Origin of the sequence: Thermocoleostomius sinensis A174 (assembly GCF_026802175.1) — a bacterium.
Taxonomy (GTDB): domain Bacteria; phylum Cyanobacteriota; class Cyanobacteriia; order Elainellales; family Elainellaceae; genus Thermocoleostomius; species Thermocoleostomius sinensis.
This window is the reverse complement of record NZ_CP113797.1, coordinates 296,042-312,890: the sequence shown is the minus strand read 5'-3', so window position 1 is coordinate 312,890 and position 16,849 is coordinate 296,042. Positions and strand designations below refer to the sequence as shown.

Here is a 16,849-nt window from a genome sequence, read left to right as displayed (position 1 = left end):
AGACAAATTTAATCCGAGCCAGGGTCTTTAGATTCCCGATCCCCTCAAGTTGTAGAGTGGTGCTGTCTACCTTAGCTGTCTACCTTAAAAGTATTAAAAATTTAAGTTTTTTCACATCCCTCAACATAGATATAGACTCTACGTTGAAGAGCTAAGCATTTTTCCGCAAGTTTTGCAGAACTTTAGCATCTGCAATGTTTCATTTGTCATGTTTTAGATTTGCTTTTTCTGGTTATTTGAATGCGATCGTCTATCACGGCTTGATGTGTATCGTTGCAAGTTGCGGTTGATGATGTATTTGACATCCGCTTGGCAAGATACCGGCTGTATTAGTGTGAGTTTACGTTCCATTGGGCTAGAGATCGTCGTGTGTTTAAGAGGATTTAAATATGGAACCGATGCCATTAGTTAGCATTATTATTGTTAGCTATAATTATGAACAATTCTTGAGAGATGCTATCGATAGTGCTTTAAATCAAACCTACAAAAAAATTGAAGTAATTGTAGTAGATGACGGCTCAACTGATAGCTCTCCAACGATTATTAATAGCTATGGTGATCAAATTATTAAAGTTCTGAAGAAGAATGGCGGAGAGGCTTCCGCTGTCAATGCAGGAGTTGCCGCAAGCTCCGGAGATATCATCTGTCTGCTTGATTCGGATGATTTGTACTTTCCTGAACGAATCACTAAGGTCGTTGAGTTTTTTAACAGTTCATCTGAGGTTGGTTGGGTTTTTACAGAATCAGCCGCCGTCACAACAGTCGATTTTCAATCATCCGGGGCTGAGGCTATTTTTAGTGATATTCGCTGTAAAAATGTAGAAAAGACATTCAGGAAAATTGATTTCAGAGAAAATATCAAACGCGCCGAATTACCAAACTTCACTCCCTCTAGTTCTAATCTTTGCTTTTCGCGATCGCTTCTAGAGCAGCTATTTCCATTGCCGGAAATTAAAGGATTCACAGGGATGGCCCTCACTGATCTCTATGTCACTTCTATTGCAGTCGGGCTGGCAACGGGCTATAAAACGGAGCAAAAACTGGGTATTTATAGAGTACACATGAAACACAAATCACTCACATTGGCGAGAAGGCGTAGGATTTATGCAGAAATCTATATGACGGCTGGCTATTGGATGAAAATCAATTTTCCAGCGTTTAAAAAGCTGAGTAAAAAGCTAATCACCAAGGGCTATGGTGCCTACTTGAACAGTCGGCATCTCAAGCTTGATAGCGCTGACGCTGATTGCGAGACCATGATGAGCAAGTATCTGATGACCCTGCCTTTTCTAGAACAGATTGAAGCAAGACTAATGATTTTTTACTATTCTATTCAGCTTCGTTCTCTGTATAGCTAAACCCATTTGGCTAGACGCATCGCTCGTTGAGGCACATCACGGTTGCCAGTCTCACCCTCATCCTCACCCTCGGCTCCTAAGCGAGGAGCCGGGAGCCGGAGCGAAGTCCCTGACCCTGTGAGGGCGAGGGATTTTAGGTGAGGGCGACAAACGTGACCAGGCTCGCTTAGATCGTTTCCCAATATTGGCCGAGCAGCCTCTAACGACTGAGCATTCTAATAATCTCGTCGTTTAGTTCGCGAAACACATAGCGAGGGCTGACTTCATCCAGCATTTCCACAATTCGGTTCGTTTGCGCCGCGGTTAAATCGCGGTTGCCTGTTAGCGACTCTAGTTTCACCTTGAGAACGTGCTCTCGGATTTCGTCTACCGATGCCCGGTTTGCCACCATATCAGCAACAATTTTGCTGGACTTCGCAAACTGGATAAAATCCTTGTTTAACAGATCGTAGGACAATTCTCCTTTTTTGTTGGTGTAAGCTTTGACGATCGCTTCATATTCAGCGCTATCAACCGTTGCCACTTCCTCTGGCGATGCGTCCTCTGGTTTCTCTTCAGCTTGACGACCACTCAGCTTCACAGCGCCCCGACGGGAGTAGGGCATTCCAGACGTCAGTTCAATTGCTTCTTGAAAGGCTTCTAATGGAAAGACCTCAAGATTAGTATTGGCAGCGGGTTCAGGCGTGCCTGCTCGCCGATTCACCGATGCTAAGCCAGGTTGGTCAGAGTCATAGCGCAAAATCACGATTCCTGCTTTGCCGTCTCGCAGTTTTTGGCGATAGGCGACGGCTTCAATAGTGGATAATTCAACAAGTTTGGTTCTGATCACAATCGCACCTTAAATATAAACAAACCTAATATAAACAACGTGTTCTTTGTTTTCGCTGAACACGAAGTTGAACACAAGGTTGAACACAAGTAACAGCATTACCTAATGAGGTAGGGGGTGCTGTATCATCAGCTTAAAGACCTAGCTAAACCCTTTTCACACCCGTAAAACCCAGATTTGTTGATGGTCTGAGTATACCGTAGGGGGCGAAGCGAGAGAAAGCCTTAGGCTTGGGGTAAATAGCTAACTAACCAACCGCAACTGCGATCCGCGATCGGTTTTGTAGACTTCAATGCGGGTTTGAAACGCTTCTTTCAAATGGGGCATATGAGTCACCGCTAGAATACAGGCAAAATCGGGGGCAATCGCATTCAGTGCCCCAATTAGCCGATCGCAACCTGCTTCATCTTGGGTGCCAAATCCTTCATCTACAATCAATAGTTGCAAGGCCATGCCCGATCGTTGGGCCAATAGTCGAGCCAAAGCCAAACGAATCGCAAAATTGACGCGAAAGGCTTCCCCGCCTGAATAGGTTTCATAAGGCCGAGTGCCTTGCATGTCGCTAATCAAGATGTCAAGGGTGTCGATTAATTTGTCTGAACTGCGAGCCGAACCGCTGCGCTTGGCTCGTTGCGTCACAAACTGTACGTGTAACTGATTTGCGCTGAGGCGTCCCAAAATTTGGTTGGTTTCAGCTTCTAGTTGCGGCAATACATTTTCAATCATCAGCGCTTGAATGCCATTGCGACCAAAGGCTTGGGTTAGCTCTTGATGGATGCGATATTGCCGTCGCGCTGTTTGTATTTGTGTACTGAGGGTTGCATGTTGTTCTTTCACCCACTCTAGCTGTTGTTGCTGTTGTTGAAGCCGTCCTAAATCGGCCAACTGCCGATCGAGATCGATTCGGCGTTGCTGCATCTGGTGTTCAAGGATATGCAGTTGCTCAGTGGGATCTGGGGTTTGCTGAAGTTGCGCCGCGAGGGATGCTTCTTGTAAACGAAGTTGCTGAAGGGTTTGAGTTCGTTGCACCCACAAATCAGTCAGTTCCCGCACTTTTTGCTGCATGTGGGGATAGTTATTCTGAGCCTGTAAAAGTTCTTGATAGCGCAACTGCCAGGTTTGAGCTTGTCGCAACGATTGTCGCAATGCAGTGTGATGTTCAATGGAATAGTCAATCGCAGCGAGATGACGATCGAGTTCATAGATTTGTTGCTGCAATGGTGAGGTTGAAAGTGTTTGCAGTTGTTGATCTAAGGTGGCGATTGTTTGTTCAAGGGCTGGAATTTGTTCACTGAGTTGATTCCAGCGACGTTGAGCTTGTTTAATTTCGGCATGTTTAATTTCGGCCCAGCGCCAGCGATCGACTTCTCCGCGAATTAGGGCGTGATCTCTATCATCATAGTTCAACTGATTCAAGCTGCGATCGAGCAATTGCAATTCTTCGTGCAGTTCCGTTGCAAAGGTTTGCTGTTGAAGAGTTTGTTCCAGCGTCTGAATTTCAGCGGTAATTTGCTCAAGTCGATTTTGTTCCAGTTGAACATCCTGTAGCTGTTGCTGTAATTGTCCTCTTCGTTCCAATAGACCAGCATAGGGCGATAATTCTTTATCTACATCGCGGTACTCTTGCCGCAAAATCCGAATTTCGCGATCGGAGGTAGTGAGTTGTTCTCGAATTACCCACAGTTGATGATGCAATTCTCGCTGTTCATGACGATGATGGTCTAACACAACTTGCCAATGGTGTTGATCCAAAGGGCGATCGCACAGTGGACAGGGTGGGTAAGCGTGAGGAGTTGCTGTTACAGTACGAGGAGATTCCAGGGTGAGCAACCCAGTTGTACTGGCTGCCGCCTCGACTTCTGGTTCATCCGACGTTTCAGCCCCATGACTGACCTCTGCATGAGCGAGTTCCACCGTTCCGCGTTTCGATAGCATAGCAATTTTGTGATCAAGTTCCGCAATGCCGCGTTCACATTCGCGCTGCTGTTCTTGCAGACGTTCTAAAAATGCCCGTCGCTCCATGCCTTTTTCTCGGACTTGCTGTTGATATGCCCGTCGGGTTTCTAGATGCTGAATTTGATTGGTGATCGATTGAACCGCTTGTTGAAGCTGGGGTTGCTGCTGTTGCTGCTGCTGTAAGCGATCGGCTAATCGTTGCAATTCTTCTAGGCGTGCTTGTAGCCGAGCCTGTACTCGATCGAGTTGGGTTTGCACCTGTTGTCGTCGTTGCATCAGCGGGGTTGCTTTCATTTGCAGCCCGTCCAATTCGCTCAATCGCGCTCTGGCTTGGCGCAACTGTTCTAGCGCGGCTTCTACGTCTGCGGTTTTCTCTAGGGTTTGGCGGATATCTTGCTGTTGTTGATGAATGGCATCGAGTTGAGCTTGGGCCTGCCGTCGTTGATCTTGCAGGGCGTGCTGGTGGTCGGCTTGCTGCTGCTGAAGTTGCTGGCGTTTGGCTAGGGCGACCTGTTGAGCCTGAAACTTGGCGCTTTGAACTTCTTCTTCGGCTTGCAATCGCTGGAATTGGGCATAGTGCGTGGCGATCGTTTCTGCATCTTGCAGAAGGATTTCCAACTGGCGTTGTTGTTGCTGAGCGGCGGCTAGTTCTTGCTGCACCCGTTGACAGTCCTGCATCAGGTGCTCTTGCTGCTGCTGTTGTAATTGCAGTTGTTGAAACCCGGCTTGGCGCTGCTGTTGCAAGTGGTAGAGTCGTCGCAATTGAGTTTCATCGGTCTGTTGCTGCTGCTGCAATTGTTGCAACCTGGCTTGCCCTTGGGCTTGCTCGATCGCCAATGCTTCTTCTTGCTGCAATTGTTCAGCCAACCTGTCCAAGGATTGCTCCAAAACGTTAATTTCCGCTTTCAGGTGTCTGGCTTGTTCTCTAGCTTGTTCGGCCAAGTGATCGTACTGTTCTAGCTTCAGCAGATCTGACAAGATTTGTTTACGCTCACTAGGGCGTTTCAGCATAAACTCATCGGCTCGACCTTGCCGTAGATAGGCTGAGTTGATGAACGTGTCATAGTCTAGCCGCAGGTGCTGCAAGATCAATTGCTGAGTGGCGCGGACGCCTTTTTCGGTGATGCTGCGAAACCCGTTGGGTGTGCGAATCTGGAATTCTAGAGTGGTGGCGTGTCCTCGTTGACGCGATCGAATTACCCGGTAGGTTTGATGCTGATACTGAAAAATAAAATCCACCAAGGTTTCGGTGACGCCCAGATGAATCACATCATCGTCAGTGGCGCGTCCTTGCCCCCAAATTGCCCACACGATCGCCTCTAACAGCGACGATTTCCCGGCTCCATTGGCACCACAAATACAGGCAACGTGAAAACCGCGAAAATCTAACGTTGCCTCTCGATAGCTCAAAAAATTTTTCAGCGTCAGTTGTTGTGGAATCACCAGTGTCAGCAAAACCTGTGATCCTAAGATAACAGTACGTCTGCACTTTAATACGCTTGCACTGCGATCTCTCTGTAAATATTTTTGGTGTTGAGGGAATTAAGCAATAAAAATCTTAAGAAAAAGAGAAAGGCGATCGACAGCCTAACCCGATCACGGCAAACTGTCCAAGTAGGGTGATTGGCTATGATGCAGAGGCTATTGGCGGTGAGTGAGTGGGAACATTGATTGAGCGTCAATTCAGTCGATGAGCCTGCATCTTGTCGCGGCGATTGCTTTAGACTGATAGTCTATGGCTCTAGCGACAATGACTATCGCTGTGATTGTGTACCCGTAACTCATTTCAGTTGAATGGATTAGGTTGAACGTATAAGAGGAGAGAATTTTGGTTACTACGACGCTTAAAACCATCAAATCAGAAGAAATTTTTGCAGCGGCTCAAAAACTGCTGCCTGGTGGAGTCAATTCGCCTGTGCGAGCGTTTAAGTCAGTGGGCGGACAGCCGATCGTGTTCGATCGCGTCAAAGGCGCTTACATCTGGGACGTAGACGGCAATCAATACATTGATTATGTTGGCAGTTGGGGTCCAGCGATTTGCGGCCATGCCCATCCCGAAGTAATTGCAGCGCTGAAGGAAGCACTGGAGAACGGAACCAGCTTTGGTGCACCCTGCTATTTAGAAAATGTGCTGGCGGAAATGGTGATCAATGCTGTGCCTAGCGTGGAGATGGTGCGGTTTGTCAACTCTGGGACAGAAGCTTGTATGGCGGTGCTGCGCCTAATGCGGGCCTTCACCGGACGCGACAAAGTGATCAAGTTTGAAGGCTGCTATCACGGACATGCGGATATGTTTTTAGTGAAGGCAGGTTCCGGCGTGGCCACCCTAGGACTGCCCGATTCGCCAGGCGTACCCAAAACCACTACCGCCGATACGCTCACAGCGCCTTACAACGATCTAGAAGCGGTCAAAGCGCTATTTGCCCAAAATCCGGATCAAATTGCTGGGGTTATTCTAGAGCCTGTTGTTGGCAACTCTGGATTTATTCCACCCGATGCCGGATTTTTAGAAGGACTGCGGGAAATTACCAAAGAACACGGCGCGCTGTTGGTATTTGACGAAGTGATGACAGGCTTTCGCATTGCTTACGGTGGCGCTCAGGAACGCTTTGGTGTCACGCCCGATTTGACCACAATGGGCAAGGTGATCGGAGGTGGGTTACCCGTAGGAGCGTATGGCGGTCGTCGGGATATTATGGAAATGGTGGCTCCGGCTGGCCCAATGTATCAAGCGGGAACTCTGTCGGGAAACCCCTTGGCAATGACGGCTGGCATCAAAACCTTGGAATTGCTTCAGCGTCCCGGCAGCTACGAATATCTCGATCGCATCACCAAAAAGCTGGCAGATGGGCTGCTGCAAATTGCCCAAGAAACCGGTCATGCGGCGTGCGGGGGGCAAATCAGCGGTATGTTTGGTTTCTTCTTCACCGCTGGCCCGGTGCACAACTATGACGATGCCAAGCAATCAGATTTGGTCAAGTTTGGGCGCTTCCATCGCGGCATGTTGGAACAGGGCGTTTATCTGGCTCCTTCTCAGTTTGAGGCAGGCTTTACATCGCTGGCCCATACCGACGAAGACATCGATCGCACCTTGGAGGCGGCTCGATCGGTGATGTCCAATCTCTAACCTATGTTGTAGGGGCGATCGGTCTGATTGTCCCTGCGTTCTCTGTACTGCCGCCGATGTCAGTGCATGCAGCGCCTTGAGCAATCGACGACTTTGGTTTGGGGATTGGAGTCGGTCAATTCAATGCATAGCAAGATGCCGCTTGCTTCAACCCCCAGTCGATTGGTTGGGTTTAGGGCTAACCTGGGCTACTACATTGATCGTCCCCGATCGCACCGTTGCCTCCCAGCGAGTTTCATCACCATCGCGCCAAACCTTCAGATCGACCTGTGCATTGCCAACCTCAATCCGACGTAGGGTTAGCTCTGGCAACCAGTCAGGAAGATTTGGATCAACCAATAGTTGTTGATGGGGCGCGTCAGCCTGTATTCCTAACATGGCTTGAAGCAACTGAAAAACCGAAGCAGCCGCCCACGCTTGTGGTACATTTGCTTCTCGATAGGGAACAGGAAAAGCGCCCGGTTCTCGCACAATTCCAGCAAATAACTCTGGCAATCGATCGCTGCTAAAGTATTGTGCAGCTTCAAAAATGCCAGCCGCAACTTGTGCCACCTCAGATGCAAAGCCGTAGCGTTTCAAGCCCATTGCAATCAAGCTGTTGTCATGGGGCCAAATGGAGCCACGGTGGTAGGAGAACGGGTTGTAGGCAGCATTGGTGGTGCTGAGGGTACGAATGCCCCAACCGCTCCACATCTCTGGTTGCAGTAGTTTCTTAGCGACTTGTGCGGCCCGATCGCGGCTGACGATACCGCTCCAGAGGCAATGTCCAACGTTGGAGGCAATCGATCGAACAGGCTGTTTCTCTGAATCGAGAGCAAACGCATAGAAGCCCAGATCGTCACACCAAAAATGCTCCTCAAAGCGCGCCTGAAGGTGCTTGGCCTTGGTGCGCAGTTCATCAGCCCGATCGAATTCACCCCAATAATCAAAAATTTCGGCTGAGCGTAGCCACGCATCAAAGACATACCCTTGCAACTCGCATAGCGCAATGGGCGGTGATACTTGTTGACCGTCAGGATAGACGATCGCATCCCCAGAATCTTTCCAACCTTGATTTTCAATTCCTTTCGATGAACGAGTTTTATATTCTTGAAAGCCATCGCCATCGCGATCACCATAGCAATCAATCCACTCTAACCCTCGCTGCATCACATCCCGATGCTCCTGCAACAATCCATCCTCGCCCAACCATTTCCAGGCTTCGTGCAGGGTAATTAAAAATAGCGGGGTAGCGTCGGCTGTTCCATAATAGGGCGTATGGGGGATTTGTTGAGAACAGGCGAGTTCCCCACGACGGATCTCATGCAAAATTTTGCCGGGTTCTGCATCGCGCCACTCATCAACCTCGGTTGCCTGCCATTGTGCCAACTGCTTGAGTGCGCCGATCGCAAAGCTAGGATGCACCATCATCGTTTGTAAGCTAACAATCAGACTATCGCGACCAAACAAGGTGACAAACTTGGGCACACCTGCTGCTGCTACCCAAATATCTGATCCCATATCGTAATCAAACAGCCGCAGTGCTCCTAGATCTTCAATGGATTGGTGATACAGATGGTTAACTCCTTCACTGGAGGAGGTTAATTGTGTAACCGATCGCAGCCATTGATCGTGTAATTTCTCTACTTCGGTATTGATCACACGTTGATCAACTGCCGATTGATAATCATAATCTTGTGGTTCTTGAATACGTTCATTGTCAGCTAGAACATATTTTCCGTAGGTCTTCCATGTTTCATTTGGCTTTAAGGTAACTTCAAATACAATGCGTCCATTGGCATAGCGAACTGGTGATGCACACTCGCGCACCCGGTAGGTAATGCAGCGAAAGAAGTTGGTATTTGTATAAGTTGTGGATAATTCTTGGCGTTCACCATTCCATTCAGTTTCTATACGCCCACGCCGCACAAACTGCTGAGATTCCACTTCAAAAATGTCTGCAAAGTCCGATCGCAGTGCAATTTCCAAATTAAAGCTTACAGGATTGAGGCTGTGATTTGTTAATTCTAGTTCTTCGTGCACCCCCGACTCTACAACTCGGCTAATGATCAGAGATATCGTTCCTTCCGCCACCTCACCATTTTTAGCGATGAATTTTGGATTGGACAAGTAAATACGGGCAGCATAATAGGCTGTAGTCGTCGATGTTAGGCGATTCCAATCATGCCCATCAATATAGCAAGCGTAATAGCTGAGAAATCGCGTGTCATCACAGAAGATGCCAAAGTACCCTTCGGGATGAATCTGTCCGGCTAAATCCGTTACCATAAAGGTACTGCCGTGGTTAATCGTTAGAATCGGTGGACCCACACTAATTTGCATGATTTCTCCTCAAAAGTCCTCAAAACATACGTCGTGACTAACTTTTTCAGTGTTGCTAAATCTAGATAAGATTTTCCCTCATTCTCACTGCATTCAATCGGTCTCGTGAGCGCGTCAACCCTATGAGCACGACGCCTGATTAACGTATCATTGACAACAATACGATCGACTAGTTTACGGCTCAGAATTAATGGCAAATGTGACTGAAAAGTGATGAATTGCCTTTTCTTAACAAAACCCCACCTTTGTTCTGGTTTTGTCATATTCTTCAGCAGCGATTCGACTCACCAATCCTTCCAGTATGGCTAATTTTGCCGTCTACAGTAGGACTCCAATGCATCCGCTCAAACTACAGTCATCTTCAAATCACATTTATTGACTAACACTAGCTTATTGAGATCGAGCAATGAATCCTAAACTCAAATTATGCGGAGTAACATTCTCAATCAACTGTTGGAGCAACCCTCTGTTGAAGCAACCAAGCAAACCGTGAATCAACTCAGTAGCTTTGAGTTGGCGCGCTTGTTGAATGATGTGGACTATCAGAAGCGAGTGCTAGCCTTTCGATTGCTTGGTAAAAATAAGGCAATTGAAGTGTTTGAATACCTCAATCCTGACGAGCAAGCCGATTTGATTCAAGCGATGGAGAACCCCGAAAGTATTGAAGTAATTGAATCGCTTGACCCAGACGATCGTGTCCAGTTGTTTGAAGAATTGCCTGCCAAAGTCACTAAGCGATTGATTGCCGACCTCAGCCCTGACTCTCGCCAAACAATCAATACTCTACTGGGATATCCAGAACGAAGTGCAGGGCGCTTGATGAGTCCTCGCTACTTGGCTGTTCGCAGCCACTCTACGGCAGGAGAGGCAGTTCATGTGGTTCGGAACTCCAGACTACGTTCCGATGAATTGCAAGTGGTATTTATCCTCACCGAAGGACGCTTCTATCGAGGCTATACCTGGTTAGCAACTCTGATTAAAGCTCATCCTGATACCGCCGTCGAAACGTTGATTGAAGGAGAGATTGCGGTGCGAGTTGTTGATCACGAAGTGCGGGCGGCTCAGCTGATGAAGGATTGCGATCTGCCAGCTATTCCCGTTACCGATCAAGAAGGACGATTAGTCGGGGCTATTACTTTTGACGATATTATTGATTTGATCGATGAAGAGGCGACTGAAGCCGCCTACTCAAAAGCTGGAGTAGGCGGAAACCTAAGAGGACGCGATCGGGTTTGGAGTCAGCGTTTAGTCAGTGGGCCGATCTGGTACGCCATGCGACTACGTCTGTTGTTTCTAGTGATCACCTTAATTGGTGGTTTTATTGTTGGAGGAGTAATTGATCAATTTGAAGACACTTTGGAAACAGTTGTTGCCGCCGCCATCTTCATTCCTTTGGTCATGGACATGGGCGGAAATGTTGGCACTCAATCTACCACGATTTTTGCGCGAGGACTGGCATGGGAACAAATTGACGCTAGTCGGTTTTTTCCGTATCTGGTGCGCGAAGCAACAATTGGGGCCCTGATTGGGTTAGTGTTGGGAGTAGCAGCCGGTACGATCGCGTATTTCTGGCAAGGCATCCCGAATAATGTACCGCAATTAGGAATGGCAGTAGGGATAGCGTTGTTTGCAGTAGTACTGCTAGGAGCGGTATTAGGAGCGGTGCTGCCTTGGATACTATTACGGTCTGGATTTGATCACGCCACGGGTGCCGATCCCTTTCTCACCACAATCAAAGATTTTTTGGGACTCTTAATTTATTTCTCGTTAGTTGACTGGCTTGTTGGTGTTGCATAGCCCTCTAGCAAATTGAAGCTACACGTATGGCTATGTGTTGAATAGTTTTTAGGCAGCCCGCAACCAGCGATATCCATAAGCTTCCAGTGCTAGGGCTGACGCACCTTGCCACGGTTCATATTGGCAATCGCCAAATAGATCAACTAGGGGGCGATCGCAACTGAATTTCAGTGTGACGGTACAAGGCTGATTGGATAGATTATGAACAGCTACGACCATCTTTCCGTTCCACTGACACGAGTGGGCAAACACACTAGGTTCGTCTATATCAATAATAACCCAACGCCCCCAACCAAATTCAGGGCATTGTTTCCGAATCCGAATTGCTCGATCGAACCAATTCAGTAGTGACTCAGAATCGCGTTGCTGAGCGGCTACATTAACATGTTGATAGCCATACTCCCCTTCAGCAATGACTGGTTTAGACAGACGACCGCTGGGAGCCGTTGAAAACCCTCCATTCGGTGCATCTGTCCATTGCATCGGAGTCCGCACACTATCGCGATCGGGTAAGGACAAATCATCTCCCATGCCAATTTCTTCCCCATACCGAATTAAGGGAATTCCCGGCAGCGTAAACAGCAAACTGTAGATTAGTTCGATATAGCGTCGATCGCCATTCACCATCGGGGGCAAGCGTCGTCGAATACCTCGCCCATAAATTTGCATGTGCTCTTCTGGAGCAAACGCCTGAAAGATCTCATTCCGTTCAGCATCACTTAACTGGTCTAGGGTAAGTTCATCATGATGTCTCACAAAATTCAACCATTGACCTGACTGGGGAATATTAGGCAACTGGTTCAGCCCGTCGATCAATGGAGCCACATTCTGGCGTGCCAGTGCCAAAAACTTCTTCTGATTGGCAAAAAAGCTGAACAGCATATGCATTCGATCGCCATCACCAAAATAAAGTGGGAATGACTCAGATTCAACATTAGCCTCAGCAAGCAATATGGCCTCAGCATTACGAGAACACACATACTGACGCAGATCTTCTAAAAAACTCTCTAGTTCATATTGCTTGGCTAATACATCAACATTTTTGACAAAATAGGGGACGGCATCGACTCGGAAACCTGACACGCCCAATTGCAACCAAAAATGAACGATTTTGCGAATCTCATCGCGCACAGCGGGATTGGAAATATTGAGATCAGGCTGTTCTTTGTAAAAGTGATGTAGATAGTAGGCTCCGGCTTGTTCATCGTATTCCCAGATACTGTCCTCTACATCCGGAAACACAAGTTCTGCCGGATCGGTCGGAGGCGGATCGTCGGACCAGACATAGTAGTCGCGATACGTCGAGTGTTGATTCGATCGCGCCGCCTGAAACCAGGGATGATGAATGGACGTATGATTAATGACCAAATCAATCAAAACACGAATACCGCGTTCTTTGGCTTCGTGCATGAACTCCACAAAATCACCTAGCGTTCCCAAGCAGGGATCAACGTTATAGTAATCCATCACATCATACCCATCATCCCGTTTTGGGGATGGATAAAATGGATGTAGCCATAAGCAGGTGATTCCCAGTCCTGATAAGTAGTCGAGTTGTTGAGTAAGTCCAGCAAAATCGCCAATTCCATCGCCATTTGAGTCCATGAATGTTTCCACATCCAAAGAATAGACGATCGCATTTTTGTACCACAATGATTGCATACCGCTGCTTCAAGCCTGCTTAACTGCAATAACGATAAATCGAAAATTTGTTGTCTACGACTTGCCAGGAAGATATCGGGTTCTGCGTCTGGAGGTTCGTCGGGTTGATCTCCCACTGAGGCGATCGACAAACTGAAAGGTTCTTTCAACCACGCGATCGGCTCCGGTTGCTTCTCGACGGTTTTGCAAATTGCGCAATCCATGTAAATCTAAAAAGCTGAATCCAACTTTAGAGAAGAACGGCAAGAGACAAAACAGGAATGTATCTACAGTTTGATTAATTAATCCCAGTCCTGATGGGCCAATTAGCCAAACAACAGGATAGCCGATCCACAATACCGTGAAATAGACTGTTAGCTTATTGTGTAAATCCGCTAACTCTGGGCCTTGGCTCTTGCTTTTCTGACGCAGCGGAACCCAAATTCCCCACAACACAATTAGAAACGCTACGACACCGCAGATGTACCAGAGATATCTCACCCAATCGCGCTCAGATAAATCTGCAATGAGTCCCGTTGTCACCACAACTACCTGGGTACTCATCAGAAAACCAATCAACACCCAATCTTTTTTAATGAACTGCATGGCTGTCCAAGCCAGTGCTAGCAGCAGCAAAGGTGTGGTAACAATCCAGTCTACATACCGGGCATAATGAGCTACTTGCCCCGCTGCTTCCACCTTACCTTGATCGATCGCCATCGCCATGTAAGCTAATCCTGACCAAATCGGAATGAAAATGGCAACAAGATATTCATATTGCGGCACACCTCGCGGATCACGGCTCAGGGCCCAAAAATGTAACGCGCCGATTACCATTCCTGCTACATACACCCAATGAAAAATATCTTGTAAGTCCATAATGATTTCCTCAAAGATTCACCCAACTTTAGAATTGACTGCAAATGTGATAGAAAAGTGAGGTTTACTCAACCGCGATTTAGCAATTTATCTCTATATAGGATTTTCTTGATCCAGAGCAAAAGGATCTCATATGCAGATATTCAGAGCAAATGGAGCAAATAGCGTTACAATCCCTGTTGCTATAGGGGCCATAGCAAAATAGGAGACACTGCCCAACGCATTCAGTCTCTCCTTCAGTGGTTGATGTTGAAATCAATCATTTGAACGTTCAGTCTACAGCCTCATCCTCCTGAGTTCTACCAGTTTTAGCATCTGACTTGAGACTGAGTTTGTGTTACTGTTTCGCGTGCTCTTAGCTGATACTGTTGTTAATTTAGTCGCGTTGTTCTGCTTGAACAGGTATGGCAAATAGTAAATCAATTGGTTGTCGATCGATCGTTCCTTCAAATTGCACCAAAAAGGTTCCAGGGGCACCGAAAATCATGGTTGTGCCAAACGCACCTTCATAGACAGTTGAGCCAATGGGTTGCAATTCTTCTCCATCAAATTGATTTAAAGGTTGTCCGTCAGGAGCAAGCAACACTAATCGACAATCTTGACAGCGTGACGAAGGAACTATAGCGTCTCCCTGCCTGATTTGAATCCAGACCTCGGAAGGCTGATTAGCAATAGGCTGATCATCGGGAGTGACATGAAATGCGATATTAAACCGACCTACCTGTTGAACTTGATAAGCCTTTGCGTCAGTTGCACTCATTAAGCAGCCGATCGCCCACGCCAAACTCATGACATGCCGAACCACCGCCCGAGACAAAATTCTTTGCATGAGATCAAGCTCCGGTCTCTAAGCAACGCCATGTCTACTATCGATCACATCAACTTCTTGTAACCAAATCTTTATATTCAGCCGTTGGCGATTAAGAGTTAGGAGTTACACCGTTGAAAAAAAGGACAGGGGGGCTGGTTAACTAGCTACTCTTTGCCTCCTCCCCCTCCTCCCCCAACCCCGGTTTCTCTAGGAAGCAACAGGGACAGACCCAACCTATCTCATCTCGATCGACTAGGAAACCTGTCTAAAATCAAGCATTTAAAAATGCAGCATTCAACATGGTCATTCTGGGGTCGAAAGTGTCAAGATCTAGAAAGCTGCCGCACCGTCCTAAATCTTGTATGCCTGACCCGCGTATTTCCATCGCCCAACACTATCACGAGCGAACGAAATATCATCCTGAAACGATCGCCGACCAAGACTTTGACTGGACAAAGCAACCAGCTGCGTTCAAAGAGTATCGCATTGGCACCGGCATTGATCTCAAATCCTATTTAACCAACAAAGCTGAATCCACTGCCGAGCAAGACGAGTGGCGACGGCTTTCCCGTTTCTTGTTTTATAGCTATGGGCTGACGGTGGGGATGGTGACTCGGAGCGGAGAGCCAGTCTACTTTCGCACAACACCATCGGCTGGTGCACTCTATCCAGCTGAACTTTATTTAGTCTCTCGCGGTACAACTCTGCTGCCGGCTGGGTTGTACAACTATCAAGCGCAAACTCATTCTCTGCTGCGGTTTTGGGATAGTGAAGTATGGGTGCCGCTTCAGCACGCCTGTTTTTGGCATTCCAGCCTCGATTGCACTCACCTAGCACTGATTGTAACCACTGTGTTTATGCGATCGGCGTGGCGATATCGCGATCGGGCCTATCGCCGCATTTTTCTAGACAGTGGGCATTTGTTGGGAAATATTGAACTTGCTAGTGCCCTGACCTCCTATCGCCCGCATCTTATTGGCGGGTTTATTGATGATGCCCTCAATCAGTTGTTGTACCTAGATGTAGAACAAGAGGGGGCGATCGTTGCCATTGCTCTGTCCGATCGCTTCTCTCAGCCAACCAATCCAACGCTGCCAAGCTATACCGCCTTACCTTCTAGTACTCAAACTGACTATCCAGCCATTCCAGACGATGAGTTGCTGCGATATTTTCACCACGCTACGGCCATCACTGAGCAAGAAGATCCCAATAAGAAAGAATCTGCCTCATCTCTAGCGTCTATTGCCCAGCACCCATCCGCTCAATTACAGGAAGATAAATATAACTTTCCCTTCTGTCTGAAGGTTTCCACCGCTACCGAGCCAATTGACTGGGGCAACGATTTAGAGCTTCTGGAAAAAACAATTGTGCAACGGCGATCGACTCGAACCTACAGTGGAGCTAACTTAAGCCTCGATGAACTGAAAGCACTCCTTGACTTTACCTATCAACCGCAACACTATCAAGATCAGCAGCTAGACCCAACTCCTGATTATTTTGATCTAAAGTTGATTGAAACCTTTATTGCCGTATCTGGCGTAGACGGTTTAGATGAAGGGTGTTACTACTATGCCCCCTATGCTCAAGAATTGCGACAAATTCGATTCAAAAACTTTCGGCGGCAACTACATCGGCTGTGCTTGGGGCAAAACTTAGGTCGGGATGCCGCTGCCGTGTTGTTTCATACCGCCGATTTGCAAGCGGCCGTAGCCACCTATGGCGATCGAGTTTACCGTTACTTACATCTGGATGCTGGTCACTTGGGACAACGGCTAAATTTGGCTGCCATTCGCTTGGGACTAGGGGTCAGCGGCATTGCTGGTTTCTTCGATGATGAAGTCAATGAGGTGTTGGGTATTCCTGCCGATGAAGCTGTTCTCTACATCACCACCCTGGGGCGACCGCGCTGAGCGAATTGCCACTAGCTATTACCAATACTTATTGATAATTATTTGCAAGTAGTACCACTTCTCGATATGCTGTTGTAAGTTATTGCATATCTTTTGCAATAAGCCTGTCTCATTTATTCCCTATGAACCACCTTGTGAGCCATCTATCTCTGTTCGATTCTCTGTTCGATCGCCTGGTTTCTTCGTTCCTTGTAAACCAGAGTGTCCTGCTATTGGGGC

The 16,849-nt window shown here is 47.5% G+C and carries 10 protein-coding genes; 4 read left to right on the top strand and 6 right to left on the bottom strand.

All coding sequences use genetic code 11. The features are described from left to right. Positions 1 to 389 precede the first annotated feature (389 nt). Entirely contained in the window at positions 390 to 1,358 is a 969-nt protein-coding gene (locus OXH18_RS01295; protein WP_268610622.1) for a glycosyltransferase family 2 protein, read from the top strand. Between the two features lie 199 nt (positions 1,359 to 1,557). Here OXH18_RS01295 and OXH18_RS01290 read toward each other — a convergent pair whose 3' ends face one another. Continuing rightward, positions 1,558 to 2,187, bottom strand: coding sequence for a hypothetical protein (locus tag OXH18_RS01290; RefSeq protein ID WP_268610621.1), 630 nt, complete (start codon positions 2,185 to 2,187; stop codon positions 1,558 to 1,560). Between the two features lie 243 nt (positions 2,188 to 2,430). After that, positions 2,431 to 5,586, bottom strand: coding sequence for an SMC family ATPase (locus tag OXH18_RS01285; protein WP_315874807.1), 3,156 nt, complete (start codon positions 5,584 to 5,586; stop codon positions 2,431 to 2,433). A 385-nt stretch (positions 5,587 to 5,971) separates the two neighbouring features. Between OXH18_RS01285 and hemL the strand changes: the two genes are divergently transcribed. Beyond that, positions 5,972 to 7,270 carry a glutamate-1-semialdehyde 2,1-aminomutase gene (gene hemL / locus OXH18_RS01280; RefSeq protein WP_268610619.1) on the top strand — a complete coding sequence of 433 codons (1,299 nt, stop codon included), beginning with the start codon at positions 5,972 to 5,974 and terminating at the stop codon, positions 7,268 to 7,270. A gap of 147 nt (positions 7,271 to 7,417) precedes the next feature. On the opposite strand, the gene OXH18_RS01275 is transcribed toward hemL, so the two are convergent. Further along, positions 7,418 to 9,592, bottom strand: coding sequence for an amylo-alpha-1,6-glucosidase (locus OXH18_RS01275; protein ID WP_268610618.1), 2,175 nt, complete (start codon positions 9,590 to 9,592; stop codon positions 7,418 to 7,420). 426 nt (positions 9,593 to 10,018) lie between these two features. Here OXH18_RS01275 and mgtE point away from each other — a divergent pair, with 426 nt between their 5' ends. Next, positions 10,019 to 11,389: a magnesium transporter gene (gene mgtE / locus OXH18_RS01270; protein ID WP_268610617.1), complete on the top strand. Its 1,371-nt coding sequence runs from the start codon at positions 10,019 to 10,021 to the stop codon at positions 11,387 to 11,389. A gap of 48 nt (positions 11,390 to 11,437) precedes the next feature. Here mgtE and OXH18_RS01265 read toward each other — a convergent pair whose 3' ends face one another. From OXH18_RS01265 to OXH18_RS01255, 3 genes are all read right to left on the bottom strand, one after another. Further along, complete coding sequence (locus tag OXH18_RS01265) at positions 11,438 to 13,051, bottom strand: alpha-amylase family protein (protein WP_268610616.1); 1,614 nt, start codon at positions 13,049 to 13,051, stop codon at positions 11,438 to 11,440. A 54-nt stretch (positions 13,052 to 13,105) separates the two neighbouring features. Beyond that, entirely contained in the window at positions 13,106 to 13,909 is an 804-nt protein-coding gene (locus OXH18_RS01260; RefSeq protein WP_268610615.1) for a bacteriorhodopsin, read from the bottom strand. A 376-nt stretch (positions 13,910 to 14,285) separates the two neighbouring features. Further along, positions 14,286 to 14,738 (bottom strand): hypothetical protein, encoded by a 453-nt coding sequence (locus tag OXH18_RS01255; RefSeq protein WP_268610614.1) that lies wholly within the window; start codon positions 14,736 to 14,738, stop codon positions 14,286 to 14,288. A gap of 344 nt (positions 14,739 to 15,082) precedes the next feature. On the opposite strand from OXH18_RS01255, the gene OXH18_RS01250 reads away from it, so the two are divergent. Further along, positions 15,083 to 16,630, top strand: coding sequence for a SagB/ThcOx family dehydrogenase (locus tag OXH18_RS01250; RefSeq protein ID WP_268610613.1), 1,548 nt, complete (start codon positions 15,083 to 15,085; stop codon positions 16,628 to 16,630). Positions 16,631 to 16,849 lie beyond the last annotated feature (219 nt).

Coding starts and splice junctions, on each gene's coding strand:
- OXH18_RS01275 (WP_268610618.1), bottom strand. CDS start 9,592: ATGCAAATTAGTGTGGGTCCACCGATTCTAACGATTAACCACGGCAGT.
- OXH18_RS01265 (WP_268610616.1), bottom strand. CDS start 13,051: ATGCAATCATTGTGGTACAAAAATGCGATCGTCTATTCTTTGGATGTG.
- OXH18_RS01295 (WP_268610622.1), top strand. CDS start 390: ATGGAACCGATGCCATTAGTTAGCATTATTATTGTTAGCTATAATTAT.
- OXH18_RS01250 (WP_268610613.1), top strand. CDS start 15,083: ATGCCTGACCCGCGTATTTCCATCGCCCAACACTATCACGAGCGAACG.
- OXH18_RS01255 (WP_268610614.1), bottom strand. CDS start 14,738: ATGCAAAGAATTTTGTCTCGGGCGGTGGTTCGGCATGTCATGAGTTTG.
- mgtE (WP_268610617.1), top strand. CDS start 10,019: ATGCGGAGTAACATTCTCAATCAACTGTTGGAGCAACCCTCTGTTGAA.
- OXH18_RS01260 (WP_268610615.1), bottom strand. CDS start 13,909: ATGGACTTACAAGATATTTTTCATTGGGTGTATGTAGCAGGAATGGTA.